Below are 24799 nucleotides of genomic sequence, written 5' to 3' on the forward strand. Positions count from 1 at the left end.
TCTCGGCTTTGCGGTCGGCCGCATTGTGGCAGAAGACGGCCGTCATGCTCGCCGGCTCGATGCCAACCAGGGTCGGCCGCCCCCAAAAAAGATCTCGTCCACGGCAAGGGTCCGCACCCGGGACGCAGACGCCGGATCGAGGACCTTCAGCATTCGGCCCGCTTGCCGGGCCGCGTCCTGGACCCAACGCCCCAGGGTCGTATGGTCGGGGACTACCTTGGCGGGCAGGAGGATCGCGAAGAGCTCCTCGATCTGGCGCAGGCTGACGCCCAGAGCGAACGCGGTGGTGGCCAGTTGTCGTTGTTTGGCCTTATCGATAAGGACCCTGTCTTGGGCTTCGTCTCTGAGCCGGTCGAGTTCCTCACGCAACCGGAGATTCTCGGCGCGAAGTTCGGCCACGAGTTCATCGGCGGGCCCACCGACAAGCCGCCGCTCGACCTTGCGGGCATGCTCGTAAAGGGTTTCGCGGCTGCATCCGGCCTGTTCGGCTTGTTGAGTGACGGCACCGTGCTGGCCGGAAAGGACGGCTGCGGCATTGAGGATCCAGACGCGGGGCGATAACTTGAACATGGGAGGCCCTTCCGTGATGGTGATACCCTTGGTCGGATGTCATCTCACCACGGCGGGGCCTCCCGATCTACTCAATCTGTCAACCCGCCCGCCCACCATTTCTGGCGAAACGAGACAATGCCACCCTGTTCATCCGCCAACCAACATTGGGACGAGCAGCCTCATGCCCCCGCACCTCGGTCTTGGTGCGTCGGCACATCACGGCCAGTACATGGCGGCGCGGTCTGGGGGAAGCCTGGCGTGAGGCACGTCGGCCCGACTTCGTTGACTCTGTCATCCTTAGGTCGCGGGGAGGTGGAGAAGGTTCGCCGGTGGTTTTGACGGACCTGACGCCATCGCGCGACAGTGCAGGAAGACGGCGCATTCGAGGATGAGGCCGGTCGAGAGCTGGCCCCCGGTCAATAAATGTGGGGTGCGCCGATCCTCCGAGGTGGAAGCGAAGGCCCCAGTCCCCCGGTGCTTCGCGCCCGGCGGCTTTCGCCCCTGGGACCCGGTCCGGGCTCGCCTCGGAGGCCATCCCACATCGAACGTCCGAACTTGCTCGCGGTTCACCGGCTCGATCGAGAACTCCCACCTCGATCGGAATGGTGGTTGCGCCCTCATGGTCGATCCAGGTATGAGGTCGACCGGCGCGATCTGCGCGACTCAGCCATCTCGATCGGCCAGCAGGAAGGGGAGTAAGACCTTACCCAGATCCGGTGCCCACAATCGCTCGATGTCGTGGAGACTATCGAGTCCGCGTCGCACCTGACTCAGACCGACACATCGAGGGCCACCTTTCGCCCCTCCCCGATCGAGCGATAACTGACGTCCAATCCATACGGATGCTCACTGCAGTCGACGCAGTCGGACCCCTACCTGATCGAACAGGAGTCGTCGGGCCGTCGACACTCGACGCCTAGCCGGTCCTGGGGGCCATCCTTCGAGACTGGCTCACGATCGTTCCCCTTCACCCCTCATGGTGAATAACTTTGGACACTCAACGCACGAGGTCCTACCCGGCCGGGAGACGGCTGCGGTCGAACTCGCCGGCCCGACTGGAAGCGATGACCCTAGATCCGACGCCGGAGAGGCCGCAGCCGCGATCATTTGCCCGGAGTGACGAAGGTGCGAAGGATCGCCGGTCGGGGCGCCGGAATGCATTGTCGACCTTGCCGACCCCCTCAGGGCCGCCACATTGCCTCATCGTAGTGGCGTGCCCCTGAGCAGGACCGCCAAGTGTCCTGCGGGCACCGAAGACCATCCCAACCGGCTGTTGGTCGTGGAACCCGTCTGTGATCGGTGCCGGACCTGGTGCATGCGGGTGGTGCACCAAAAATAGGGGACGACGACGGCCTCGATCCGGACATGCATCACGCCAAACGACTTTCAGCGGTCATTGGCTTGCCCATTGACCTCTCGTCCATACGAGCCCCGCTTGGGACCCGAATCCTGACGGCTCGCTCAAACTCCTCGAAGAAATCGGTCAGCCAACACCGTCTATATTCCCTTCGACCCGTGCGGCACTCGCGAGTCGTGGTGACGTCAACGGTGCCATCGTCGCCCTACTCCTCAGCCCGCTCGTATGCGCGTGCCCGAGAGGACACGGATGCGGACGGGACCTTCAAGTCGGGACATGCCACCTTCGACTCGGGAACGCTGGCAGATTGAGATCGCGAACTGAATCCGAGATCGACCCCTGGTCGGGACATCGACCTGGAACCGAACGATGGACGTGTCGGGCTCGTGAGCCATGATCAGGCGAGCGGAGCGTTGACTGCCAAGCTCGTGGTGAAATCAGCGGTCGGCTTCAGGGTCCGGCATCCGCACGCCGCGAGGGAGCGCGGTCCCATCGTCGTCGTCGTCGAACGGATGGCCGACGACCCGGGCGAGCGCGACGACGCCGGTATTCCCGCGTCTGAAGGCTCAGCAGCCGGGGATCTCCCAATCCGGGACCGGTGGGGATGCCGATCTTTCGGGGCGAAATCCACCGTTCACCCCATCGGCCGAGGACCTCTTCCGGTCGTCAACTTCAGACAGACCGTGCCCATTCCCGTCGTTCGATCGAGGGATCGAGCCTGGACGTATCGAGAACGCCTCCTCTCTCATGTTCATCGACACCTTGGCGATGCCGGGGTCTCTCCGCGGACATGGTTCGTCACGCCCGGGTACAAGTCCGGAACACGGGCTCCCGGCGCCCACGGCCGTACCCGACAGGTCGACCTCTGCCTTGTTGCATGGCGGAAACCGACCCCATGTGATGGGTGGCCCGTCTGCCATGCCACTTTCAGGTACTTGGCACCAGGAAACGGCCCGCAAAGTGCGCGACTGGTGCGCGCCGAGTGCGCGCTTTGCGGCCCCGCTCCGTGAGGTCGAATCCCCGATCGGACTCTGCAATCTGGAAACACGATTCGCAGGACGGGGCGAGCTTGGCGTCCGGCATTCCGGAGGACGGACATCGGGAGGGCTTTACAGGGGCGAGATTAAGGCCGATACGGCCCTGTCCGGAGGTCGACCGGGAGTCGATTGCCGGGGTGGTCCGGAAACAGAAGCAAGGATGGAGGTTGGAAATCGTTGGGGTGCCCCCCCGACTGGGCTCAGACGCATGGCTCCCGCGGCTATTTCTCCGCACCTGGCTGGCCTCCATGCGTTTTCGCCGTGCGAGGAACGCGATGCTCCCGGGGCGTATTCGCGACCCAGTTGAGCCCCGAAGGACGAGTTCGAGGTGTCCGTCGTTCCAGCTCGCAACCAGGTGTTTAGTCCTCCAGTCCGAACGAGACGTCGTGGCGGCCCTCCGAAGGTCGTCCGCAACATTTCAGTGGATCAGCACGAAGTCGCGTGTGTTGATCGTCGCCCAGAGGACGCCCGCCAGGTCCGATGCGCGGTCGGGTCCCGACCGAAGGCGGTCCGGGGCCGCCCGGGCCTCGTCCCGAGACGGGGCGTGAAAGGGTGGTCGAGAAGTGTTCCTCGTCCGCCTTCGCGTCGCATCGATCCGACCCGGCCAGCCTTGGGCTTGGCGAGCAGGGCGCCGTCGGTCATAGAAGAGCGTTCGAGAGAGGCTCGGCTCCATTGGCCGCCCGCAGTCGCGGATCGTGGCCCATTCGGGACGGCCGGGGATCCGGAAAGCCCGGGCGAGGTCGGGCGACACCAACCGGTTCGTGGCGATCTCGATGGTCCGGACCTCCTTCAGGGCCTCGCGTGGGCCCTGATTGCATGACCACAGTCAACTGGCATAATGCGTCTACGTTGTGAGTGAGGGCATTCGCAAACCCGAGGAGAGACACATGGGTAAGGTCTTACCCGGGTTTGCGCGGTCAATGGCGAGGCTCCTCGCTAATTCTTACCGGCCGGGCGTTGACGTACCCCGTCCGCTCTTCCGGCACCATGACGCGCGTGGTCGGTTTCCGCGAACGATCCCCTACCGAACCTCGGCCCTGCTTTTTGTGGGATTCTCCAACGTCGATGAAGCGAGCGATGGCTCGGAGATCGATAGGGAGGAGCCCCAAGACGACTCCGACGCGATCCACGAGGCGTGAGATGCGGGGGGCGTTCGCCGGATCAGGACCTTTTTCCCCGCACAAGGATCCGGGCGACTCCGACTGCAAGGGTCCGATCTTTCCCACGATCGTTGCCCCATTGCGGGAATTCGTCGGTGAGCGGAAGACGACCGGCCAGTTGCAAGACTTGCCTGTCGAGCCATCACCACCCCGCCGCCGCGTTCGTGCGTAACGATCGAAGTCGGCCTGAGCTCGACCGTTGGCTCGACGAGGACGCTCGACGTCTGGCAATCTCATAGAGCAACGAGTGCGGCTCCTATCTTGAGGGTCATGGTGGACCCCGATTCTTGGACTACCCAATTGAAGCGGCCGGCGTCTCCACTCGAGCGATCCTAACTTCGGGCGTCATTCAGCGTGTCGAGAGCGAGACGAAAGTCGCCTACTGCCTGCTGGCCTCTCCGGGATACCGCACCTTGCATCCCGGAGTCCGAAGCTTTGTCGTCGGGCTGTTTCGCGACGTGCAGGGAAGTGCTCGAGATTCCCAGGTGTCTCGATAACCGGACTTCCGCAACTCGCTTGGTGACGTCGGGATCGAGGCGCGAACTCGGACGGTGACCGAATCGCACCTTCGGGCCTGGCCGAGCCCCTCTCCACCTCGGAGGGCCTCGCTCGGACGAGGTGTCAGGGGTGTTCATGGAGTAGGGCGTGCCGCACGCCACCAACTCGGTGTGGATGCGCGGGCTGCCGTGGCGGGCTTCCACCTCTTGGTGGATGGCCTCGATCTCGGAGTCCAGGGGCCCGCGTCGTACCGGACGACCCGACGGCCGGGTCGATCAGGGTGGTGCTGATGGACGAGCCGACCGGCAAGATGGCGTCCTTCCGCACCGACGTGTCAGACTCGGTCGCGGACATCCGGGAGATGGTCGTCGCCCACGTCTCGCTGATTATTGCGCCCCGAGATTGTAAGAGCATCGTCGGTGCCGGCCGGCGGCAGATGCGGGTCTCGCGGACGAACGCCGGGGCCTCTCACATCTGCCGGTGGACGTTCACCATGACCGAGTCGTGGGCGTGGGGGCGCCCGAAAGAGGAACTTGTGGACCGGTCGGACTCGCCGTCGGACAGCCCGTCGCACCGCCTGATCCACGCGGACAAGCGACGGGCCTGGAGTCGTGCGCGGCTGGGCGAGCGGATTCGTGCGGTTCCCCTCCCCGGGGTCACTGAGCCGGAAATTCACGCCACGGCCGAAAGGCCGCCCATCCTGGCTCCATAGTATGGTCGATGTTGATCCACGCGACACGGAGGCGCGGAGTTGTCCAGGTTCGTCGACCAAACTGGAGACGCAACGGGGTCCGGAGGTCCTGCTGGGCGCATTCGCCTTTACCGGACAAGTCGCCTTTCAGAGGATGGTCGCCCCTCAGGTCGGACCTGCACCAGGCCCGACCGACCACCCTGGAGCGGGTAACATGCTTGACATCGACGACGCACGACAGGTTCTCAAAAAGACGTTCGGGCTCGGCAAGTTCCGCAAGGGACAGAAGCCGATCATCCGCCGAGTGCTGGAAGGCCGGTCCACCCTGGCTGTCCTCCCGACCGGCGGCGGAAAGAGCCTCTGCTACCAGTTGCCGGCACTGTTACTCGACGGGCTTACCGTCGTCGTCTGCCCGCTCATCGCCCTGATGAAGGAACAGGTCGACTTCCTGACAATGCGAGGCATCCCCGCGGCGCGGCTCGATTCCCGCCTGGACGCCGCTGAGGAGCGACTGGTCTATGATGACTTGCGCACCGGCCGCCTCAAGCTGCTTTACGTCGCCCCCGAACGGTTGGCCAGCGAGCGGTTCTTGCACACGCTGGCCCGTCAGGAGGTCTCGCTTCTGGTGGTCGATGATGCGCACTGCATCAGCCAGTGGAGTCACAATTTTCGCCCTGTGTATCTGAACCTGGCCCAGCGAGCCGAGTCGCTCGACGTGGGCCGCGTCCTAGCGCTGACCGCGACCGCCACCCCGCAGGTCGCCCGCGACATCGCCGATGCCTTTGGCATCGCCGACGAGGATGTCATCCAGGCGAGCTTCCACCGAGAAAACGTGGAGCTGCACATCACGCCATGCCGCCCGGACGAGCGCCGCGAGCTTCTCCAGGAGCGGCTGCGCGACCGACCCGCGGGACCGACGATCGTGTTCGTCACGCAACGAAAGACGGCCGAGGGGCTGGCCGAGTTCCTGACCGACGAGGGCTTCGACGCGTCGCCCTACCACGCGAGCATGAAGGATGAACAGCGCCACGAGATCCAGGAGGCCTTGATGGCTTCCGACGGCATGGTAGTGGTGGCGACGAGCGACATCGGCAGGGGGATCGAGAAGGCCAACATCCGGTACGTGTACCATTTCAATCTGCCCAGGAGCCTGGAGAGCTACGCCTATGAGATCGGCCGGGCCGGCCGCGACGGGAGGTCCGCCGAGTGTGAGATGTTCGCGTGCGCCGATGACGTCGTGACGCTGGAGAACTTTTAACTTTGGCGACACGCCGACAGCCGAGGAAATCGCCGTCCTCGTGAAGGATGTTCTCGAGCGCGGACCGGTATTCGACGTGTCGGTCCATTCGCTGTCGCGCAGGTACGGGATGCGCCTGGCCGTCGTCCAGACGCTGCTGACGTACCTTGAGCTGGACGGCATTCTGCAAGCGACGGGTTCATCGTATGCCGAGTACAGCTTCCACCTGGAGCGGCCGATCGAGAGGATTCTCAAGGACCTGGTGGACGGGTCCGCCGATTTGGTCCGGCGGGTCGTTGCGGAGGCGCGCGGCGGAAGTTACTTGAAGACTCTCGACGTCGATCAGACTGCGGAGTTGATCAACGTGCCCCGGCGGAGGATTATCTCGGTGCTGACCGACCTCGAATTGCACGGTCATCTCACGCTCAATGTGCGCGGTGCCCGGCAGGGTACCGGAGGTTACAGTCCAGGATCAAGCTCGACCAGTTGCGCCAGTCGATGGTCGACCGCTACGAGGAACGAGAGGAACGTGGCGTTGCGCGTATGCACGAGGTTCTGGAGTTCGCTCAGGAGGGCGGCTGCCTGACCCGCGCGCTCCTGTCCTACTTCGGCGAGGAGTTGGAGGAGGATTGCGGCCACTGCAACCGATGCGAGGGGATGGTCTGAACGCCGGCCTTGCCGACGCCGGTTCGTGAACTGGGCAACCACGAGAGTGGGATGCTGCTCGATCTCAACGCCGCGGGTCATGGGGCACTCGGTTCGCCACGCCAGACGGCACGCTTTCGGTGCGGACTGTCTTTGCCAGCCACAGGCTACGCCCGGCACACGAGTGATTCTCGATTCGGGGCCTTGGCCGATGTTCCATTCCCGCGGGTGTTTCTCTTCGTGGAGCAACTGAATCTATGCGGCATGAACAATTGATTGCAAAGCTCCGCACCAGCGCCGCAACCTTCGTGGACGAGACGAGCTGGTATTTGGGACATCCGGGCCACTGGTGTAGAGCTTCACGACGGCGGACGCCACGGCGTATGACGTGACACCCACTGGGGCCACGGGGTGTCCCTGGCGATGCCGAGTCCGGAAGTCGTCGGACGATGAAGTCCGATCGCGGCGGTTATTCCTGGAACATCGCTCGACTCGGCGCCGCTGCCCTCCGCTTTTCGATAGTGCGATCGTGCCTCGGACCGGTCAACTCGCCCAGCGAGTCGACTCCAAAGCCGACGGTGGTGGCGAAGGCCCCGGTAGAGATCCAGCCACCCCACCGGTTGATTCGAGCCGGCCCGCCATTTCCTCCGGTCGTTGAGCCGCCGCTGACCGCCACCGGCAGAGCGATCCTCGCTCCGATCCCGGTCCAGGCAGCAAAGCTAGACTTCCCTCCGCCTGCGGTTGTGATCGAGCCAAGGATCAGCGTTTCCTCTCCGGTTGCAGCGATCGACAAGCCCGTTGTTTTTGCGATGTATGAGATTACCGGGTCCTTGACTGCCCCCCTAACTTCTCGGCCCGCCGGCGTGTAAAACACCCCTCATGGATGGGACGCCACCGAGCTACGAGGGTATCCGTTCACGCCCCCGTTACACGACATCCCGACGCGGCCGCGACGTCAGCCAGCCCCTGGGCCGTGCCCGCGCACCTTGGACTTTCGCGAATTCTCCTGCCCGCTAGATCCCGTGGATCTCTGGCAGGAGGTCTGGAGCCCGGAGACGATCTTCACCGCGGCCGGGAGGGCATCCGACGCCTCGTCGTCGACGGAGCATGCGATTTCCCACTCCTCGTCGGTGAGCTCCTGCGATCGCCCCTCGCTCTCGAAGTGCAGTCCAGACATACGGAGGGGCGGCACTCTCGCCGGCCGAGGCCCCGGCTTTAGCCGCCCTCTGGCCGCGTGGTGGAAATCGGCGCTATCGCCTCGACGGACTCGCCGACGTCCAACGCGGAGGGATGGACAGTCCTGCTGGAGCGGTCGAGGAACCAGCCCGGAAGATCGGCCGGATCACCACCGCCGTCGCGAGAGAATGACCATGCCGGGTCGGCACGCCCCATGTCATCGAGTTGACCGAACCGTCCGCGATCGAGACGGTAGCTTCGCTTCGCAGAGGAGCCACAGGGCAATTTGGGCACACTTTCGATGGCCCCGCGCCCAGCCGCATCACGAACTTTTCCAGCGTCGTCCGACCGCACAACGATCTGTTCGAGACGATGGATTTTCAGGATTCTTCGGTCAAATAACAGGACCTGGGCTAACGGCGTGGGGGCTGCCTGTCCTTATCGATTCTTCCGATCAGTTCCTCGGCCGAGATGCCCAGGGCGTCACAGAGCAAGAAGAAGGTGTCCAGCCGGGGCGACTTCATGTCGTGTTCGAGCTGGCTGATGTAGGGCCGAGACAAGCCTGACTCGAACGCCAGTTGTTCCTGGGTCATCCCGGCCTGCTCACGTGCTTTGCGAAGCTCCTCTCCCAACATGGCCGGAAGCGTAGCCGAGCCGCAACATTCTGTCGGTAAACTCTTGTTTACAGCGAGGGGTTACTCTATGATCTGCTGAAACGAGCGATCTGAGATTCCTGCAAGGCCGCGGCGGCCTCAAAACGAGCCATTTCGAACCCAAACACAAGCGGTTCGTTGTCTGTTCATATGGTGAGTTTCAAGTCGAAATCCCAGTTCTCGTGAGGGTACAGGAACAAGGATCGTCGTATCCGGCCTGAGGATACCGCCGGGAAGGCTGTGAGCTGCCTGACTCCCCCAATTCAGGGCGCCGTACGACGTCGTCTTGAAACACCACGTGGGCCTGGCGGCCCAGGATTCTGACAGGCAATCTGATTGCGAAGGGTAAGCTGGGCATGAACGAGACCAAACCACCTCCCCGTGTCGGTGATATTGCGGCAGACGTTCGACATCTCCTCGCTCACAGGGTAAGCAGGCTCGTCACCGCGAGACCTTACCTTCTGGGCGGGCTCGCCGTCGCATGCTTATTAGCCGTTTTCCTGGCCTGGCGTCGCGGTCCGGGAGAGGCAGAATCCATTCGGAGGGTTTTCCATCAGGACAGAATCCTTGCTGAACGGATCGGGAAGAAAGTCGGGCTGATGGATCAGTATTGGGATGGTTCGGCCATTGTCGCAGAACTCGCTGGCGAGATGGACAGAATTGACCTGGAAGGTTGCCCGCGTGACTTTCAGTCCTCCTACAAGAAGCATGTCGGAGCCTGGGCAGCGGTGGCCCGTGTCAAGTCGAGCAATGAAGGGCTTAACGGGTTCCTCAAGTCATTTCTCACCGTCGGCTCCTCGATAATTCCAGCCATTTCCGAAGCGAATGGGGCGATGGCTCAAGTTCAGGAGACCTGGGCTGAATTGCAACAAGTCGCGATCCGGCACGGCGTAGCACCATAGGGCTCGCAAGAACCTGGGAGCCCGGGATCGCCGTGACTCCGCTCAATCCACAGGACTCGCTGGATTGTTTTTGATCGAGGACGGACCGGCTGCAGAATCCGTGACGAGCACCTCGGTCGCATCAAACGCATCGTCTGGAAGGATTGGTTGGAAGACGATCCGAGGCGAATCCATCAGTAGAGGGAAAGAATGAGTGACCTGTTCTGAATGAGAACCCGCCGTACTTCCGGTGCAGCTCGAAGTCGGTGCCATAGCACCCAGAATGAACAAGTAGAGTCGAGGAGTGGCGCGGTAGCTGAACGCCCCGTTTCCACTCCCCGCTCATCGAACCGGACGGGCGGTTTTCCCGCATCCGGCTCTCGGACAAGCACTCACCCCTTTGCCCACGGAAAGCTTCGAGGGCGATCACATAAGCGAATGAGGCCAAATTCGTCATGAAGCCTCGCGTCGGGGAATCGTGTCGTTCCGCGACTCTGCAACTTATGCTTCCCGCGAAGCCACTGGCGAAGCCGATGCCGCGTGTAGCGGTCAATGGCTTGGTAGGCCGGGCTGACAGGCCCGAGACAGAAGTAGTTCGACCATCCCAGAAGCATCCGGTTCAGTTTCGCCACCCGGTCTTCGACCGTCGTCCACAGCCATCGTCGTTCGGTCAACACGTGGATCTTGGCCTTAAGGCTGTCGATCGCCTTCGCGGACGGTTTTGTACCAATGTACGAGCGACCCGTCCGCGCGGAGTGACACAAACCGATCGTATAACTCAGGAAGGTCACGCTTTCCTGTGGCACGCGGCACAGGCGTGTCTTGGTCTCGTTCACCGTCAGCCGCAGCCTCAACATCATCGATCGCATCACCCGCATCGCCTCGTCGGCGCTGCCGCGGCAACAGATCACAAAATCATCGGCGTAGTTGACGATGTGAGCGTCCAAACGACGCTCGTGCCCCAATACCTTCCAGCCCAGAACAAACCGACGCATGCAAATATTCGCCAACAACGGCGAAATCGGAGACCCTTGCGGGCTGCCCCGGCCTTCGTCCTTGTTGCGGGTCGTTCGACGGCGCCGCCCTCGGTCGTCGACTTCTTCCGCCGGTGCTTCGAGCCACATCTTGATCAGCTTCAAAAGATGCCGATCGCTGACGCGACGCGAGACCGATTTCATCAGTTCCGAATGAGGGATGCTATCGAAGTAACCCGACAAGTCCGCATCGACGACTTCCGTATGCCCCGAGCTGAGCAGTCCGTGGACCTCCTTGACGGCGTCCAACGCACTGTGCTCGGCCCGATAGGCGTGTTGTTCCGGCTCCAGGTCTGCCTCGAAGATCGGCTCCAAGACCAGAACCACAGCCATCTGTACCACGCGGTCTCGAATCGTTCCGATGTGTCATTCATACTGCACCTCTTCGCAAACGGGTTGGGGATTGAGTAAAGAAAGTCCGGCCCTTCCATGGGCCTCTCCCTGATTCACGAGGCTGAACGCCGGGTCCAGGAGCGACGGGCAGGCTTGCGCAAGCGGGCGATAATCTCTGGCGTCAACTGGATCCACCAGGCGCCGTGGGACGTCGATTGGATACCGTCCAGGTGTCCCGACTGACACCAATCCGCGATAGTCGATACCGTCACGTTGAGCCGCGCTGCCGCGACACTTGCGGTGCAACGCCCATCCGCCCGGTAGCCGTCGGCACACGGCGCGGGCCGATCAGGACAACCACTTGAAATTGAATAGCTATATCGGATTTGTTTTACAATGGTCGTTGTGAACGGGCGGCCTGTCCCGGATCGGAATCCTTCCAGATCGAGGATTTGAGCGATCCGACAGTCCGGGTGATCTGCCGCCAGGGTGCGGAGGCGAGCGAGCACCGCCGGGTCGGTCCGGCGAGCATCGCAAGAGCGTTTCGGGCGAGGGATGTTCAAGAGGGTGCAGGCCTCCGTGCGCCAGCGGATCGCCACCTCGATCGTCGTCTCAGCCCGTGTCAAGCAGACATCCTTGATCAAGAATCCGAGCAATTGCTTGCGCTCGACCTGCGTCGTCGTCTCGGCCTGCCACAGCGCGGGCAGGTCCTGCGCCAATGCCAGAATCCGGGTACGCTCCGCGGGATCGACCAGGCGGGTCAACCGTGTGGGCCGTGCGGCCGATTCCCTCTCCAGACGCTCCACCTCGGCCAGCCTCGCCTCCCATTCCCGCTCTAATGTCCGGGCGACCAAGCGATTTTCGGGATCGACTGCCTGGAACCGGCGCCGAGCCAACTCCGCGTCGTAGTTCGCCCGCTCCACCATCAAGTCCCACTGGCGGTCCGCCCTCCGCGCCTGCTGCGAGATCTGGTCGATGGCGGCCATCGACACCTCCAGTTGCGCCGGGCGCATGGCTTCCAGGAAGACCCGGGCCACCGCCGCATCAATTCGGTCGCCGCGGAGCGATTGGCAGGTCTTCTCTCCGCGATTCTTATGAAGCTGATTGCATTCGTACAAAGGAATCTTGCCGTCGTCCATGTAACGGATTGTCATGCGCCGCCCACACCGCCCGCAAAGGACGAGGCCTTGCAACAGCGCTGCCCCTTCTCGGAGGGCCCCGCGTCGCTCTTGATGATCGGATGTGCAATTCTCAAGGAGCCGTCGTTGATTCCGCTGGAATTGCTCCCAGGTGATATAGGCGGGATGGTGGTCGTGGAGGACGAACGGCCAATCCTCGACGACAACGCGACGCGTCCGGCCTTTGATCCGAGGCCCCTCGCCGGGCAAGAGGATGTTGCGGGTTTTGGTCCGTCCATAGACGTAGGTGCCCGTATAGGTCGGATTGTGGAGGATGGCCAGGACACGACCGAGGTCCAATGGTCGCCAGGTCAGTTGACCATCTCGACTCCCCCCGTAATGGCGGGTGGGGAAGCTGAACTGATTCGCGGCGAAAAACTGGACGACCCCGAGCGCGGCACCCACCTGCTCGAAAGTGTCGAAGACCAATCGGAGCGCCTGCTGCACTTGTTCGTCGGGATCGAGGACGGTTTGGCCGGCGGGGTCATAGACCAGCCCGGTGGGAGGCCGGGAGCGGAGTTGGCCGGTTCGGGCCTTCTCCAATTTGCCCCCCAGCAACCGCGAGCGGATCCAATGCAGCTCGGCTTCGCTCATGGTCCCTTTGATCCCCAAGAGCAGGCGGTCGTTGTACTGAGTTGGATCATAAACGCCATCCTCGTCGATGACGAGTGTATCGGTCAGACCGCAAATCTCGATGAGGCGATACCAGTCACTGCAGGAACGGGCCAGACGCGAGGCCTCCAGGCTGAGGACAGCGCCGGCACGGCCGAGCCCGACCTCGGCCATCAGGTACTGGAAGCCGTCGCGTCCGAGGGCCGAGGCCCCGGAGTGCCCTTGATCCTGGTCGATGACGTGGATGCGTTCCTTGGGCCATCCAAATTGCTCGGCGCGTCGTGCCAGGTCATATTGGCGAGCGGTGCTGGCGATGTTGTCGCGCACCTGCATGGGGGTCGACTGCCTGACGTAGATCAGGGCTTGGCGATCGAGATGTTCCGGTCGGATTTTTGGGGGTGCGAGTCGTGGTGGCATGGGACGAACTCCTGGTGAGTAGTTTCCGTGTGTCGGGCGACGAGATTGGATGCCAGATTCGCCATCAGTCGAATGGCGCCGGCCTGCGCATCGGCGGTAAGCCCCTCCCAGACGTGGGCGGGCGCGATCACTGGGACAGGAAAAGAATCTTGAAGCCTCATAAGAGCAATTCCCCAAGCGATTCAGGCAACGTTAGATCGATGGGGATGATCTTATCGAGTGCCGCGCGTGGCCGAATGGGTTTGGCGGGCGTGACCGGTCGCAGGGCAACCGACGCGATCGAGAAGCAGGCGGGCCTGGCGGAGTCCGTCGAGATCGAGAAGATGATCCGGCCTGGGCGGGGTCCCGCCCTCAGGAGGAGAGGCGTAGTCCGTGCCGCTCATGGCGATGGCGGCATGGTGCCCGTCAGGAAGTCGGACGATGAGATCCGGATCGATCCCTCGGCGGAGTTGGACGACCTCGACCTTCTGCCCATGGAGCGGGTGATGCGGATGGGTGATGGTGACGAATCCCAAGGAGGGTTGGGATGAGGGGGTAGTGTGCTGTTGGCATTCCAATTCCCAGCGGGCGTTGCTTACCATCCGATTTAAGAATGTAAACACGCTTCACAGGGTCCGGCTGATACGTCTTCCTCCTCAAGTCTTCCGCCAGTTCGTCGAGCCACGCCTCGACCCCAGACGCCTTGATGTCCGCGAACGTCTGGCCGTCGATCCCCGGCACGCCGCCGTTGGAACGGCAGCGGGCGAAGGCGAATGCCAAGATGTCGCGACGGTACACCTTGTCGTACAGCAGATAGAAGCGATAGTCCGGCGATCCCTTCGCTTTGGTGCGCAACGTCGCCTGGAGTTTCCGAACCTTTTCCGGAGGTGCAAGGCTCACGCCAATCTCCTGGTTCTCGTGCCCTTTCGGACGTCGGTCTTGAACTCAGGCCCCTTCCCTCCACCGGTGTTAACCGGCTTCATCGGTACTACGAGCCTGTCCGCCACCCCGGTCGGCCTGGCTTGTCCCTCACGGGCGTCCAGTTGGGAGTCACGCGCTCCCACCGATGGGGTTTCCCGTGTTGCCTCGGTTCTCCGTGTGCTCGCATGCCGTCGTCATTACCCCGGTGGAACCCCTGGTTTTGTGTCGCTTCACGAGGCGTGAGCCTCATTTCCCCAGCGGCTGCGGCCTTCCCCGATATGCGGGCGGGTCGGCTTCCACTTTAAAGCTTTCGAGGCCTGCTCGACGTTCACTCACATTACGGCCTGCGAACTCGCCGAGTCGCTTGTACGACCCGTTGTCTCGAAGGCTCCGGCGGCTTCGTTACCTCCACCACCGCTTCGATAGCTACCGGCTGGAGCGACTGAGTTAGCCGGGTGGGAGTTGCACCCACTGAAGAGCCAGACCTTTTCACGGCGCGCCGCATGCTTATTCATTTATTATTCGATGACCGTGCTCCTGTACCAGCCCGAGAACGGGCCGTCGATCGGCAACCTGATCCCCGGCCTCATTGTGCCCATGAGTCACTGCTCGCTGTTGCAAGTTCCGGCAGGTATTGGAATTCTCCTGCACCGTCCTCGGGGAAAGCGACTCGTCGGGGGCATGGCATTTGGTATCGTCCTCACGGGGGAACTCGGATCGGCGCTGGCCGAATTGAATCTCACTGGAGGATATAGTGACGCTGCGATGGGAGTCTTTTCGTGGGGATTACTCACAGGGATCGTGGTCACCGTCTTCATAAATCTTGCTTTTCGAGCCCGTTCGATGAAGGTTGTTTTCGGGGAAGAGCGATGAGGCTCGCAATCGTGGCCTCCCTTGATGCTGGCTCCCCCGCAGAATCTGTGGGTGGAAAAGCAGCGGACAGGCTCGGCTCCGGCCCGACAGGAAGAACCTCCCCTCCCCCCCCGGTAATTCGAGGGCGAAGCGAAGGTGAAAGCGGGAGACCCGCCCGTGACCTTCATGGTCCTGACCTCGATGCCTCTGGACTCTGGCACCAGCACAAACACTCTCGAGTTGTCGGTCATCTCTGGCAGGAGTGAATTCGCAACCCGGCGGTTCAGGAAGCGGACCACGCGTTCGTAATGCCCCACCAACGCGAGGCCAATCTGACCCCGGTGAGGATCGCAGCTGATCCCCGGAGACAGCCTCAGGTCGAGTTGCCCGGCATACGGCCAGAACCGCCCGGCCCGTTCTGGTTGCCGTTACCGAAGTGGCCGTCGCTGGTGGGAGGGGATCGAGGAGGAGCGTGCCTCTGACCTCGGCGAGCGAATCTGCTTGCCCCCAAGTCGAGCTGGATTTTCTGACGATCGGTCGCTAGATACAGAGGGGTCAGCTGTCACGCCCCAACCACTCGTCTGTGCAATCCACGTCTGACGAATCCTGCGGACCACAACTCGGAATCCTCCTGCGTCATGCGCAAAAATTTGCCTGGCGCTCGTCAGTTGGTGCGCGGCAATGGGGGCAATGCGTAAGCTGGAGCAGGCGACTTCGGGATCATTCTGCGCGAAGGGAGTGACTTTCTCAACGCGACGGATAAAAAGGTACGCACGATGGTTCCCCATAGTAGCAGTATGGAGACACACCGTGCGCACCACCGACGGACTTCAGACTACCATCACGTGCCGTCCCGTCAACCGGATCGACCAAACCTTCTCGGTGGAACTCACACTCGAGATGTCCTTGCCTATGCCGCTCCAGGACGAGCATCTCCCTGATCAGATCGAAGCCTTTGTCCATTCCGCCGGCCTCGAGGTCCAACGCCGACTCTTCTGCGCCCTCATCGAGAAGGCCGACCAGGAATTGGTCCTCCAGCGGCGGCATGGCAAGGCCGAAGCCGGCATCCAGCAGAGGGGGAAACGCTCCTTCACTTTCAAGACGATCTTCGGCGAGGTCACCGTCAAACGGTCGCGAATCCTCCACAAGAAGGATGGCACGATCGAAGTTCCCTCGACTCAGGCCTGGAACACGTCCCACCAACTCATGATCACCGGCCATCTCCGCGACGCCGTCTGCGACCAGATGAGCGATCAATCGACGCGGCAGAGCCAGACCGACATCTGCCAGTACGCCGGAGATCCGGCTCTATTGGGGGCCAGCACGATCATCGACATCGTGCATCAGGAGGGGGAACGATTGATCGCGGCGCAACACGAGCGGGCCCGGGCCACTCTGGCCAATGCCACCGAGGCCCAACTGGCCCAACTCGGAGAGACGTCGGCCGATCCCGACGCCATGACCGGATTGATCGATGACGACCCGCCTTGGGACGACTCGGAGGAAGCCCAGTCCGAGTGGGAACAGATCCAGGCCGAGTGGATCGCCACAGGCTTTGCCGGATGCGAGCCGGCGTTCCCCGTGGCCAAGGACGAGTCCCGCGCCGTGGACGAAGGATTCGTGATCGTCGAACCCGATGAGGTGAAGACCAAGGCCCAGCCGTCGTCGGGCCGTAAGGAGGTCTGGACGTTCACGGCGGTGGTGCTGGTCGCCGGATTGCAGTACAGCTTGGCGGCGGCTACGACAGAGGGCCTGTGGTTGCAAGTCTCGGCGTTGCTGCTGGAGTTAGGGGTGCTCGATTCCAAGCGTCGGTTGCTGGTCCTACGCGACGGGGCCCGTTGGATTCGGACCTGGTTCGAGGGCCTGGGGATCTCGTCCAGGGCGATGGTGCTCTGCTGGTGGCACCTTCGGAAACGTTGTTATGAATCGATGAGTTTGGCGGGGGGGCCGAAGGAGCGTCGTCGCGCGTTCGAGAAGGAATTGCTAGGTCAGTTGTGGAGAGGAGAGGTGGAGACCGCAATCGGCCTGCTGCGAAATGCCTTGGAGTGGGTCAGGAACCGTGCCGCGGTCGAGGAGTTGATCGGCTACCTGGAGAGACGACGAGCGTACCTCCCCGACTACGAGCAACGGCAGCGGGCGGGGTTATGGATCGCGAGCACGCGGGTGGAGAAGTACAACGACTGGGCGGTGTCGGAGCGTTGCAAGGCGACCGGTATCTGGAAATCTACCCGTGTTCGGAGTTATGCTTGCAAAAGCACGGTAGGGGAACACATCCAGGACTGTCAACTCTCCAGCACGGAGGTTCTTCAACATGGAAGGCTCCGCCGACCACATTGATGCACTGCTTCGCTCGGGGGCCCGACGACTCACCGGACATCAGCGCCGGCTCTTCCAGGCCGAGGTGACTACCAAACTTTGCCATGGCAGTGCCCGACTGGCCGAACGACGTTTCGGCTGGGGACGCGATACGATCGAGAAGGGACTGCACGAGTCCCAGCAGGGCGTTCGCTGCCTGGAGAACTTCGCCGCACGCGGTCGAAGGCGAAGCGAGGAGAAGGATCCGCGCCTGGCGGCCCTGATCCGCGCCGTCGTGGAACCCCACACCTACGCCGACCCAGGACTCCAGTCGTCACGTCGGTACACGAATTTGTCGGCCGCCGAGGTGCGCCAGGCTTTGATCGATCAGGGTTACCCCAAGGCGGAGTTGCCCAGCGAGCGCACGATGCGTGACATCCTCAATCGCATGAACTACCGCCTCAAGCGGATCCAGAAGGGCAAGCCACTAAAGAAGACCGAGGAGACCGACGCGATCTTCGCCCACGTGCAGGAGGTGCGTGACGAGGTCCGTGGCGATCCCGAAGTGCTGGAGATCTCCATGGATACCAAAGCGAAGGTGAGCCTGGGCGATTACGTCCGTGGGGGGAAAAACCCGGACCGACGCGCAGGGCGTGGTGGCCAAGGGCTGGGATCATGACCCCCCGGCGAAGGAGAAATTGGTCCCCGTCGGCATCCTGAGCGTTGCGACCGGAGCATTGATGCTCATCTTCGGATGGCACGAGACCAGCGATGCCTGGGTGGATGCCTTGCAGATGTGGTGGCGTCAGGTCAAGCGGGCCCACCGATCGATCAAACGCCTGGTGATCTACCTGGACAACGGGCCGAAGAACTCCGGGCGGCGGACCCAATTCTTGAAACGGATGGTGCAGTTCGCCGACTGGTCAGGGTTGGAGGTGCGTTTGGTGTACTATCCTCCCTACCACAGCAAATACAATCCGATCGAACGTTGTTGGTCGGCGCTGGAGAAGAAGTGGAACGGAGTCTTGCTGAACAGCTTGGAGGTCGTTCTCCAATGCGCCAGGCGGATGACCTGGAGAGGGCGGCACCCGACAGTGAAATGCCTTGATGGCCATTATCCAAACGGTATTCGAGTTCCCGCCAAACAAATGAAAGCGTACGAGGCTCGCCTGCAACGCTCAACGGCACTGCCCAAGTACGACATTATCATCAAGCCAAAAACAGCAGATATACAGGTAAAGTAATTCCTGCCGGACGCCCAAGCACCGTGGGATGAGCTGGTCGCCGTCGGGTGTATTGGCATTGGCCGCGTTGGAAGCCGCCAGACGGAACGGTGAACTGGACGAGTGGCGTCGCGTTCGTGAGTTGCCCGAACGACCGATGCCAGAACCGGTTCGCGAGGCCGCTTGATCGCTAAGGAGGCTCGCCAAAATAACATATACAATTTATAGTTTCGGAATTGGGGTGATTGTATAGTTCCACTCATCGTGGAACTTATCCTTCCTAATATGCAGACTATCCATCTGCTCGTCCGTCACTTTTTGCCCAAGCGGGTAGGTGGTGGTGTCCAGCTCCGAATGGATCGAAAGCCCTTGTTTCGTCGTCGTGTGCCCGATCAAGTTCACGACGACCTCGCGACTCACAAGTGGTCTACCACGCCAGTTCTCGGTGATGTGGCAGAACATCCGGTGCTCAATCTTGTTCCACTTGCTGGTCCCCGGTGGGAAATGGCACACCGAAATCTTCAACCCGATCTCGTCGGCCAGTCCCTGGAGTTCCCATTTCCAGAGACGACTTCGGGTCCCGTTGGAGCCCCCGCCGTCGGCCATGATCAGCAGTTCGCTCGCGCCGGGGTAGGCCCGAATTCCCATCCGCCTCCACCATCGCCTCAGAGTCTCGACGGCAAACTCGGCGGTGTCGTGATCGATCCCCACGCCGACCCAACCGGTGTTGTCCGTCGGGTCGTAGACCCCGTACGGAATGACCTTGCCCAGTTTCTTGTCGGGGAAATCCTTGGACTTAACCTGCCGCGGCCTGCCTTCGGGCTCCCATTCGCGGCCAGAATTCCGGTAATTTCCCACGTGTTCTTTCTTCTTGGTGTCCACCGAGACGACGGGCTGGCCCCTCCGCTGGAACGCCATCACGCGTCGGTTGATATGACGGAACTGGGCATCCCGGTCCGGATGATCCTTCCCCTCAACGGTCTTCCGGTTGGACTGGAGGCTATACCCGAGGGCGTGCAGCAAACGGTTGACCGTCCGCTCACTGACGGGATGTCCACTCGCTGCGAGTTCCCTGGCCAGCTTGTCGGCGCTCTTGGAGGTCCATCGCAGGGGCGACATCGGATCGCCTCGCGTGGCCGGATCGACCAGGGTCTCCAGGGCATCGAGGAGCTTCGGGTCATGGTCAGCGAGGGCATTGCGGCCACCTCCCAATTTGCGGACCCTCTCGGGATGCTCATCGGGCGTGGAGTGCAGTTCATCCAGACCCGTCCGAATCGTGATGCGAGACAATCCGGTCGCCTCGGAAACCCTCGATATGCCACCCCATCCGATCGCCCGTGCCTCGGTGGCCGCCCACAATCGCCGTGCCCGCTCGTCAAGTAACGGCGCGAGTGTCGTGTACTTCTCGGAGATGATGTTGGCGTCAGAATCAGCCATATTGTTCATGCTAACTAGGCACGCTATATTTTGGATAGGTTATTTTGGCGAGCCGCCTAACCCGGCGCACCAACTGGCGAGCGCTAGGAAAATTTGACGTTGACCACCCTCGCCCCTGAGTTCCCTCCTGATGGCTAAAGAAAAGCGGCGAGGATGTAGCGATTTCTGCCGAAAACCAGACGGTCGATCCCCACCCGACCGGCCGCCCACCCGTGAAGGGAGGCTGCCGGATCGTGCGGTGGATCGACCGAGCTTCGGGCCACAGGCTCGTGGACATCATGACCGGGACGAGAGTCCTCCCAGCCGTCGGCCTGGCATCCAATCCTCACCGGCGGATATAGCGACCTCGGACCATCGCCTGGTCGCAGAGCATCACGGCACCCCCGAGGCCGAGGAAAGCGCCGAGCACCCCCAGCGCGGCGAAGCCGATGATGGCGCCGAGCAGGCCTGCGGCGGCAACGCCCCAGTCGCTGACGCGGTTGAAGAACAGCCGCTTGTCCCGGCCCCGCAACGGAAGGATCACCCGGTGGAACGAACCCCAGGCCCCCTCGGTATAGCCGTGAGGGATGACCGCTCCCGCGGCAGTGGTGTGACGAGCCGACAGGCCGTTGGTTGGCCTTCTGCCGGGCCCGCCCCGACGACGACCTGGCCGACGTCCGCGTTGATGACGATGGTTGTGTGGCATGTACCGCTCCTCGCTCATGATGATGGTTTGGAGAGGGAAGCTTAGTTCAAGTTTCGCACTTTTCCCAAATGTCAAATTCCGACTTGTAGATTCAATAGGGCTCCAAAAAAAACGTCGGCGTCTCTGTCAGTTTTTGGCAAATTGTTTGGGCCTTACACCGAACAATTTCCCCTGACACAGGACGCCGACCCATGGAACTTACACCCTCCTTCCTCCTCTTGCTACAGCAATTCACACCCGTCTTCACCAATCCCTCCTTCCACACCTTCACCTTGATCGCCTCCGGCTGGATCCTCTCGAATCGCCACCGCTATATTACCGAACTCATCTTCTCCAGCGGCCAGGTTGGCATCGGACATTGGTCACGCTTCCATCGCTTCTTCAGCCATGCCGCTTGGGACCTCGATCACTTCTCGATGTCCCTGGCCAAGCTTGTCGTCTCCATCCTCGCACCGGGCGCCACTTTTTACTGGGCCGTCGACGACACCCTCTGCCGAAAACGCGGACTCACCCTCTACGGCGCCGGCATGCACTACGACCCACTCATCTCCAGTCGAGCCAAAGCTCTCGTCAGTTGGGGACACGACTGGGTCGTCCTCTGCCTGATCGTCGTCCACCCGTTCTGGGCACCGACCAAAGTCTTTGCCTTGCCCATCGCCATGCGGCTCTATGTCAACCGCCAAGGCTTAACCAAGGGCAAAAAGAACCAGAAAAAGAAAAAGGCAAAGCCCGATCCCAATCATCGCACCCGCCCCGAACTCGCGATGGAATTGATCCACTTGGCGGCGGACTGGTTCCCCGACGACGAGATCGTCATCACCGGCGACAGCGCCTATGGGGGCCAGAGCATCCTCGGCCAACTTCCGCCCACGGTCCATCTCATTAGCCATGTCCATCCCAAGGGGGCCCTCTATGAGCCAGCGCCTCCCAAGGAGGAGAAATCCAAAGGGGCGCCCCGCAAGAAAGGCCAGCGCCTCCCCGGCATGAAGGAGTGGGCCGAGGATGCGAATCAACCCTGGACCCCACACGACTTTGACCAGTTCGGGCTCCATGCCAGCTTGGCGGTCAAGACGATCCAGGCCCTCTACTACAAGGCCGGCAAGGACCGACTCCTGACGATCGTCTTGGTGCGTGACCTCCAGGGGAAACGTCCCGATCAGATGTTCTACTGCACCAAGCTCGATTGGACCGTCCCGCAGATTCTCTCGGCCTACTCGTACCGTTGGGCAATCGAATGTACTTTTGAAAATACCAAGCAACTTCTCGGCCTCGAGGATCCCGCCAATCGCCTCCCCAAGGCCATCGAGCGAACCGCGCCGATGGCGTTGTTTCTCTACAGCTTGGTGGTGGTTTGGTTCCACCAGACCGGTCATCGATTTCTTCGTTTTCCGGTCCGCCCGTGGTATCCGAAGAAGCAAGAGGCCTCGTTTGCCGACCTGCTGACGACCTTGAGGCGGGTCAGCTATGAGGAGAAAACCGAGGGAGCGCTATCCAACCGGTATGACCTAAAAGCCTGGATTGCGCAGCTCACCGAGTTTCTCAGCCGCGCGGGCTGAGCCGACATCGGCCGGAGATTTCGGCCCTCACTCGCACTTGATCAAGGGGTCGCCGGGGTCGATAACAGGCCTCGGGCCGCTCCCGATCCGTCCCTGTTTATGCGAAACTTGAACTTAGAAGGCATGGAGCCGAGATCACGGGAGCGAGCTCAGACTTCGCTGGTGATCCTGAGCTGGTCGATGAACGCGCTGGCCTGGGCGAGCGACAGGTCTTCGGGCCGCTCCACGTGGTACTCGTCGCGTAACAGGCCCTCCAGGTCGGCGCGCTGCCGCTGGGCGATCGCGACGATGGCGCGCACCTGGTTAGCGGTCGCGGGCTTGGCGGAGTGAGGCCGGGAGCCGGTGCCGTTGGTCCGGACACGACTTCCGTTCGGTTTCGTTGGTGCCTCGTTGATGGAAGCCCCCGATCCATGGACTCGCCCGTTCGTCGCTCCGGCGTGAGTGGCGACCGCCAGGGCCGCCTGGGTTTGCAACCGGGCCAGTTCGTCGTTGACCGCCTGCCGGGCCGTGACGAAGGCACCGCGAATCTGCTCGTGCAGGCCGTCGAGGTCGGTATGAATCAGCATCGAGTCGACCTCGAGCTCCAGGTTGCAACTCGCACCGACGCTCGAGTATTCAGGCAGGCCGAGCTTCTTCGAGACCCCGACGTTGAGTCGCAGGGGCATGAGGATCTCCTTCGTTGTTGGGGAGTGACTTGAGTCGGTTGAGGAGGTGCGAAAACGACCGATCGCCTATCCGGCGATGTCCTGGAGTTTCAGCGCCCGGATCGATGCCAGGGTCGAACTCACGAGTCGTTCGCGGCGGCGATGCCGGCGCAGGGCGACGACCAGCCGGCCGGCCCGTGAACGGGCATCGGTCAGCGTCTGGTACAACGATTCGGCCTCCTGGATCAAGGCCGACAGTCCGACGGGGTCCTGGTTCTCCGTCGCGGCGCTGCTGCGAGTTGGTTCGTGAATCTTTGTGGTTGCTCTGGTCGGTCCCATGGCGATCCTCGCTTCAGGTAGGATGTCCTCGCGGGCGGACGTCGGGGCGATGTTGGGGGTGGATTCGATCCGGGTGACCTCGACGCCCGGAGCCAGCCCCGCTTCGTCGCTGATGGACGTCGGGTTGACGATGGGAGGGGATGTCCTCTCGTCGCTGACGCACGTCGGGATGATCGCGGAGGAGGATTCGATCCGGATGGCGTCGTCGCTCGCCGCGATCGCCGAATCCTTCGCCAGCGGTTGCCAGCAGAAGACGAACTCGCGATCGCGACAGACCAGCGGCGATCCGGCATCAACTATCACGATCTCGGTGAATCCGAGCTGCAACGCCCGGCTCAGGAACTCCCGGTTCGTGTTGAGTCGGACCGGAGCGCCGGTGTAACCGGAGCGAGCCAGGACCAGCTCGGTCGCCGCCGCCTGATCCGCTCCCCGGGCCCGGATCGCGACCTTGCCGTTCAGTTCCAGCGTGACCGGCGAGTCCGACTCGGCGGCACCGGGCAGCCGGTCGAGCGCCTGGCCCAGGAAGCGGGCATCCTCGGGATCGAGGCACAAGCGAGTAGCGGCCACCGTGGTGTCCGGGATGATGTGGTCCAGGGCCGGGAATCGCACCCCGGTCTGGATCTCCAGGAACAGCGTCCAGGGGCCGTCTCCGAGCACGACGTGAGATTCGGTCCGGCAGATCGAAACCGGCAGATCTTGGGGAAGTGCCGGGCAGGAGAAGAGCAGCGAATCGCGAATCAGGAGATCCTCGGTCCAGGGGAAACGGAAGCCGCCGCGGATCAGGAGCTGGTGGCCATCGGTGGCGGCAACCGCGCCGGGGCCACCACGGAGCTGGATGCAGTTCAGGGCGTAACGGGTGACATCCTCCGATGCCGTGTCGGACGCCTCGGCCAGGGTCGTGAGGATCCCGGCCGGAAGCGTCGCCCAGTCAGCGGGCGGTGCGGGGAACGGTTTCAGGGTGTCGAGTGCCGGGACGGCATACTCCCGCGTCTGGGGGACGCCATGGTCCGTCCAGCGGACCACGATCCGGTCAGACGTAAGGGCCTCGAGCACCACGGACGAGTCGTCGCGGCCCTCGAATTCGGCCAGCGCCTCCAGGGGTAGCGCGACCGTCTCCTGCGAAGCGGAAGCCAGGGATAGCGTCGATTCGATGGCAAGCGTGGCGTACTGATATTGCGCCCGCAGTTGCGTCCCGTCGGCGCAAAGGACCATGGGCGGGATCGAGCCGCGGTGAGTGATTCCCAGAACGTGGCGACGAAAGACACCACGGAGGCGGCGGACCTGATGGCGAGTGATCGTGATCATGGGGACGAACTCCTCAAAAAGTGAGTGAACGAAGATCGATGCCGTCCGGCACGAGCCGGGATCGGCTGCCGGTCACGGTGTCCGGCGGAGCGCACCCGGACT

18 protein-coding genes are annotated in these 24799 nt (G+C 62.4%); 9 read left to right on the plus strand and 9 right to left on the minus strand.

The annotated features are described in order from the left end of the window. Nucleotides 1–42: 42 nt before the first annotated feature. Nucleotides 43–570: a hypothetical protein gene (locus BUS42_RS12065; protein ID WP_074307127.1), complete on the minus strand. Its 528-nt coding sequence runs from the start codon at nucleotides 568–570 to the stop codon at nucleotides 43–45. 3263 nt (nucleotides 571–3833) lie between these two features. On the opposite strand from BUS42_RS12065, the gene BUS42_RS12080 reads away from it, so the two are divergent. From BUS42_RS12080 to BUS42_RS45050, 4 genes are all read left to right on the plus strand, one after another. Then, nucleotides 3834–4085 carry a hypothetical protein gene (locus BUS42_RS12080; RefSeq protein WP_074307130.1) on the plus strand — a complete coding sequence of 84 codons (252 nt, stop codon included), beginning with the start codon at nucleotides 3834–3836 and terminating at the stop codon, nucleotides 4083–4085. 808 nt (nucleotides 4086–4893) lie between these two features. Then, nucleotides 4894–5316, plus strand: a complete 423-nt coding sequence (locus BUS42_RS12090) for a hypothetical protein (RefSeq protein ID WP_143206306.1) — start codon at nucleotides 4894–4896, stop codon at nucleotides 5314–5316. Between the two features lie 193 nt (nucleotides 5317–5509). Next, on the plus strand, nucleotides 5510–6553 hold the full coding sequence (locus BUS42_RS45045) for a RecQ family ATP-dependent DNA helicase (RefSeq protein WP_254053455.1): 1044 nt from the start codon (nucleotides 5510–5512) through the stop codon (nucleotides 6551–6553). 522 nt (nucleotides 6554–7075) lie between these two features. Beyond that, on the plus strand, nucleotides 7076–7198 hold the full coding sequence (locus BUS42_RS45050) for a RecQ family zinc-binding domain-containing protein (protein ID WP_254053747.1): 123 nt from the start codon (nucleotides 7076–7078) through the stop codon (nucleotides 7196–7198). A gap of 1568 nt (nucleotides 7199–8766) precedes the next feature. Here the strand turns inward: BUS42_RS45050 and BUS42_RS12115 are convergent. Further along, nucleotides 8767–8988, minus strand: a complete 222-nt coding sequence (locus BUS42_RS12115; RefSeq protein ID WP_074307136.1) for a helix-turn-helix domain-containing protein — start codon at nucleotides 8986–8988, stop codon at nucleotides 8767–8769. Nucleotides 8989–9362: 374 nt separating this feature from the next. On the opposite strand from BUS42_RS12115, the gene BUS42_RS12120 reads away from it, so the two are divergent. Continuing rightward, the gene (locus BUS42_RS12120) at nucleotides 9363–9908 is read left to right on the plus strand and encodes a hypothetical protein (RefSeq protein ID WP_074307137.1); all 546 of its coding nucleotides are present in this window, start codon (nucleotides 9363–9365) and stop codon (nucleotides 9906–9908) included. 371 nt (nucleotides 9909–10279) lie between these two features. Here the strand turns inward: BUS42_RS12120 and BUS42_RS12125 are convergent, their stop codons facing one another. The 3 genes from BUS42_RS12125 to BUS42_RS46420 all read right to left on the minus strand — a co-directional run bounded on the left by BUS42_RS12125 (nucleotide 10280) and on the right by BUS42_RS46420 (nucleotide 14042). After that, complete coding sequence (locus tag BUS42_RS12125; protein ID WP_315850739.1) at nucleotides 10280–11284, minus strand: reverse transcriptase domain-containing protein; 1005 nt, start codon at nucleotides 11282–11284, stop codon at nucleotides 10280–10282. An 83-nt stretch (nucleotides 11285–11367) separates the two neighbouring features. Next, nucleotides 11368–13461, minus strand: coding sequence for a recombinase family protein (locus BUS42_RS12130; protein WP_074307139.1), 2094 nt, complete (start codon nucleotides 13459–13461; stop codon nucleotides 11368–11370). Between the two features lie 212 nt (nucleotides 13462–13673). Next, the gene (locus BUS42_RS46420) at nucleotides 13674–14042 is read right to left on the minus strand and encodes a DUF5372 family protein (protein WP_410001705.1); all 369 of its coding nucleotides are present in this window, start codon (nucleotides 14040–14042) and stop codon (nucleotides 13674–13676) included. Nucleotides 14043–16023: 1981 nt separating this feature from the next. Here BUS42_RS46420 and BUS42_RS12150 point away from each other — a divergent pair. The 3 genes from BUS42_RS12150 to BUS42_RS12160 are packed head-to-tail and all read left to right on the plus strand — an operon-like array spanning nucleotide 16024 to nucleotide 18752. Next, complete coding sequence (locus BUS42_RS12150; RefSeq protein ID WP_074307142.1) at nucleotides 16024–17550, plus strand: hypothetical protein; 1527 nt, start codon at nucleotides 16024–16026, stop codon at nucleotides 17548–17550. Continuing rightward, nucleotides 17525–18187, plus strand: coding sequence for an ISAzo13-like element transposase-related protein (locus BUS42_RS41880; protein WP_083670173.1), 663 nt, complete (start codon nucleotides 17525–17527; stop codon nucleotides 18185–18187). The genes BUS42_RS12150 and BUS42_RS41880 overlap by 26 nt, the downstream gene beginning before the upstream one ends. After that, the gene (locus BUS42_RS12160; protein ID WP_159452217.1) at nucleotides 18129–18752 is read left to right on the plus strand and encodes an ISAzo13-like element transposase-related protein; all 624 of its coding nucleotides are present in this window, start codon (nucleotides 18129–18131) and stop codon (nucleotides 18750–18752) included. Before BUS42_RS41880 ends, BUS42_RS12160 begins: the two co-directional genes overlap by 59 nt. A 201-nt stretch (nucleotides 18753–18953) precedes the next feature. Here the strand turns inward: BUS42_RS12160 and BUS42_RS12165 are convergent, their stop codons facing one another. After that, complete coding sequence (locus BUS42_RS12165; RefSeq protein WP_074307112.1) at nucleotides 18954–20168, minus strand: ISAzo13 family transposase; 1215 nt, start codon at nucleotides 20166–20168, stop codon at nucleotides 18954–18956. Nucleotides 20169–20493: 325 nt separating this feature from the next. Next, nucleotides 20494–20853: a hypothetical protein gene (locus tag BUS42_RS12170; protein ID WP_074307143.1), complete on the minus strand. Its 360-nt coding sequence runs from the start codon at nucleotides 20851–20853 to the stop codon at nucleotides 20494–20496. A gap of 191 nt (nucleotides 20854–21044) precedes the next feature. On the opposite strand from BUS42_RS12170, the gene BUS42_RS12175 reads away from it, so the two are divergent. Beyond that, nucleotides 21045–22409 carry an IS701 family transposase gene (locus tag BUS42_RS12175; protein WP_074304624.1) on the plus strand — a complete coding sequence of 455 codons (1365 nt, stop codon included), beginning with the start codon at nucleotides 21045–21047 and terminating at the stop codon, nucleotides 22407–22409. A 149-nt stretch (nucleotides 22410–22558) separates the two neighbouring features. Here the strand turns inward: BUS42_RS12175 and BUS42_RS12180 are convergent, their stop codons facing one another. Next, nucleotides 22559–23074: a hypothetical protein gene (locus BUS42_RS12180; protein WP_074307144.1), complete on the minus strand. Its 516-nt coding sequence runs from the start codon at nucleotides 23072–23074 to the stop codon at nucleotides 22559–22561. A 66-nt stretch (nucleotides 23075–23140) separates the two neighbouring features. Continuing rightward, complete coding sequence (locus BUS42_RS12185) at nucleotides 23141–24697, minus strand: hypothetical protein (RefSeq protein WP_074307145.1); 1557 nt, start codon at nucleotides 24695–24697, stop codon at nucleotides 23141–23143. Between the last annotated feature and the right edge of the window lie 102 nt (nucleotides 24698–24799).

The sequence above is a fragment of the Singulisphaera sp. GP187 genome, assembly GCF_900129635.1.
Classification (GTDB): Bacteria; Planctomycetota; Planctomycetia; order Isosphaerales; family Isosphaeraceae; genus Singulisphaera.

Excerpts from the sequence above, each read along its gene's own strand:
- BUS42_RS12065 (WP_074307127.1), bottom strand. The coding sequence starts at position 570 with ATGTTCAAGTTATCGCCCCGCGTCTGGATCCTCAATGCCGCAGCCGTC.
- BUS42_RS12080 (WP_074307130.1), top strand. The coding sequence starts at position 3,834 with ATGGGTAAGGTCTTACCCGGGTTTGCGCGGTCAATGGCGAGGCTCCTC.
- BUS42_RS12090 (WP_143206306.1), top strand. The coding sequence starts at position 4,894 with ATGGACGAGCCGACCGGCAAGATGGCGTCCTTCCGCACCGACGTGTCA.
- BUS42_RS45045 (WP_254053455.1), top strand. The coding sequence starts at position 5,510 with ATGCTTGACATCGACGACGCACGACAGGTTCTCAAAAAGACGTTCGGG.
- BUS42_RS45050 (WP_254053747.1), top strand. The coding sequence starts at position 7,076 with ATGCACGAGGTTCTGGAGTTCGCTCAGGAGGGCGGCTGCCTGACCCGC.
- BUS42_RS12115 (WP_074307136.1), bottom strand. The coding sequence starts at position 8,988 with ATGTTGGGAGAGGAGCTTCGCAAAGCACGTGAGCAGGCCGGGATGACC.
- BUS42_RS12120 (WP_074307137.1), top strand. The coding sequence starts at position 9,363 with ATGAACGAGACCAAACCACCTCCCCGTGTCGGTGATATTGCGGCAGAC.
- BUS42_RS12130 (WP_074307139.1), bottom strand. The coding sequence starts at position 13,461 with ATGCCACCACGACTCGCACCCCCAAAAATCCGACCGGAACATCTCGAT.
- BUS42_RS46420 (WP_410001705.1), bottom strand. The coding sequence starts at position 14,042 with ATGGTAAGCAACGCCCGCTGGGAATTGGAATGCCAACAGCACACTACC.
- BUS42_RS41880 (WP_083670173.1), top strand. The coding sequence starts at position 17,525 with ATGGAAGGCTCCGCCGACCACATTGATGCACTGCTTCGCTCGGGGGCC.
- BUS42_RS12165 (WP_074307112.1), bottom strand. The coding sequence starts at position 20,168 with ATGGCTGATTCTGACGCCAACATCATCTCCGAGAAGTACACGACACTC.
- BUS42_RS12170 (WP_074307143.1), bottom strand. The coding sequence starts at position 20,853 with ATGCCACACAACCATCGTCATCAACGCGGACGTCGGCCAGGTCGTCGT.
- BUS42_RS12175 (WP_074304624.1), top strand. The coding sequence starts at position 21,045 with ATGGAACTTACACCCTCCTTCCTCCTCTTGCTACAGCAATTCACACCC.
- BUS42_RS12180 (WP_074307144.1), bottom strand. The coding sequence starts at position 23,074 with ATGCCCCTGCGACTCAACGTCGGGGTCTCGAAGAAGCTCGGCCTGCCT.
- BUS42_RS12185 (WP_074307145.1), bottom strand. The coding sequence starts at position 24,697 with ATGATCACGATCACTCGCCATCAGGTCCGCCGCCTCCGTGGTGTCTTT.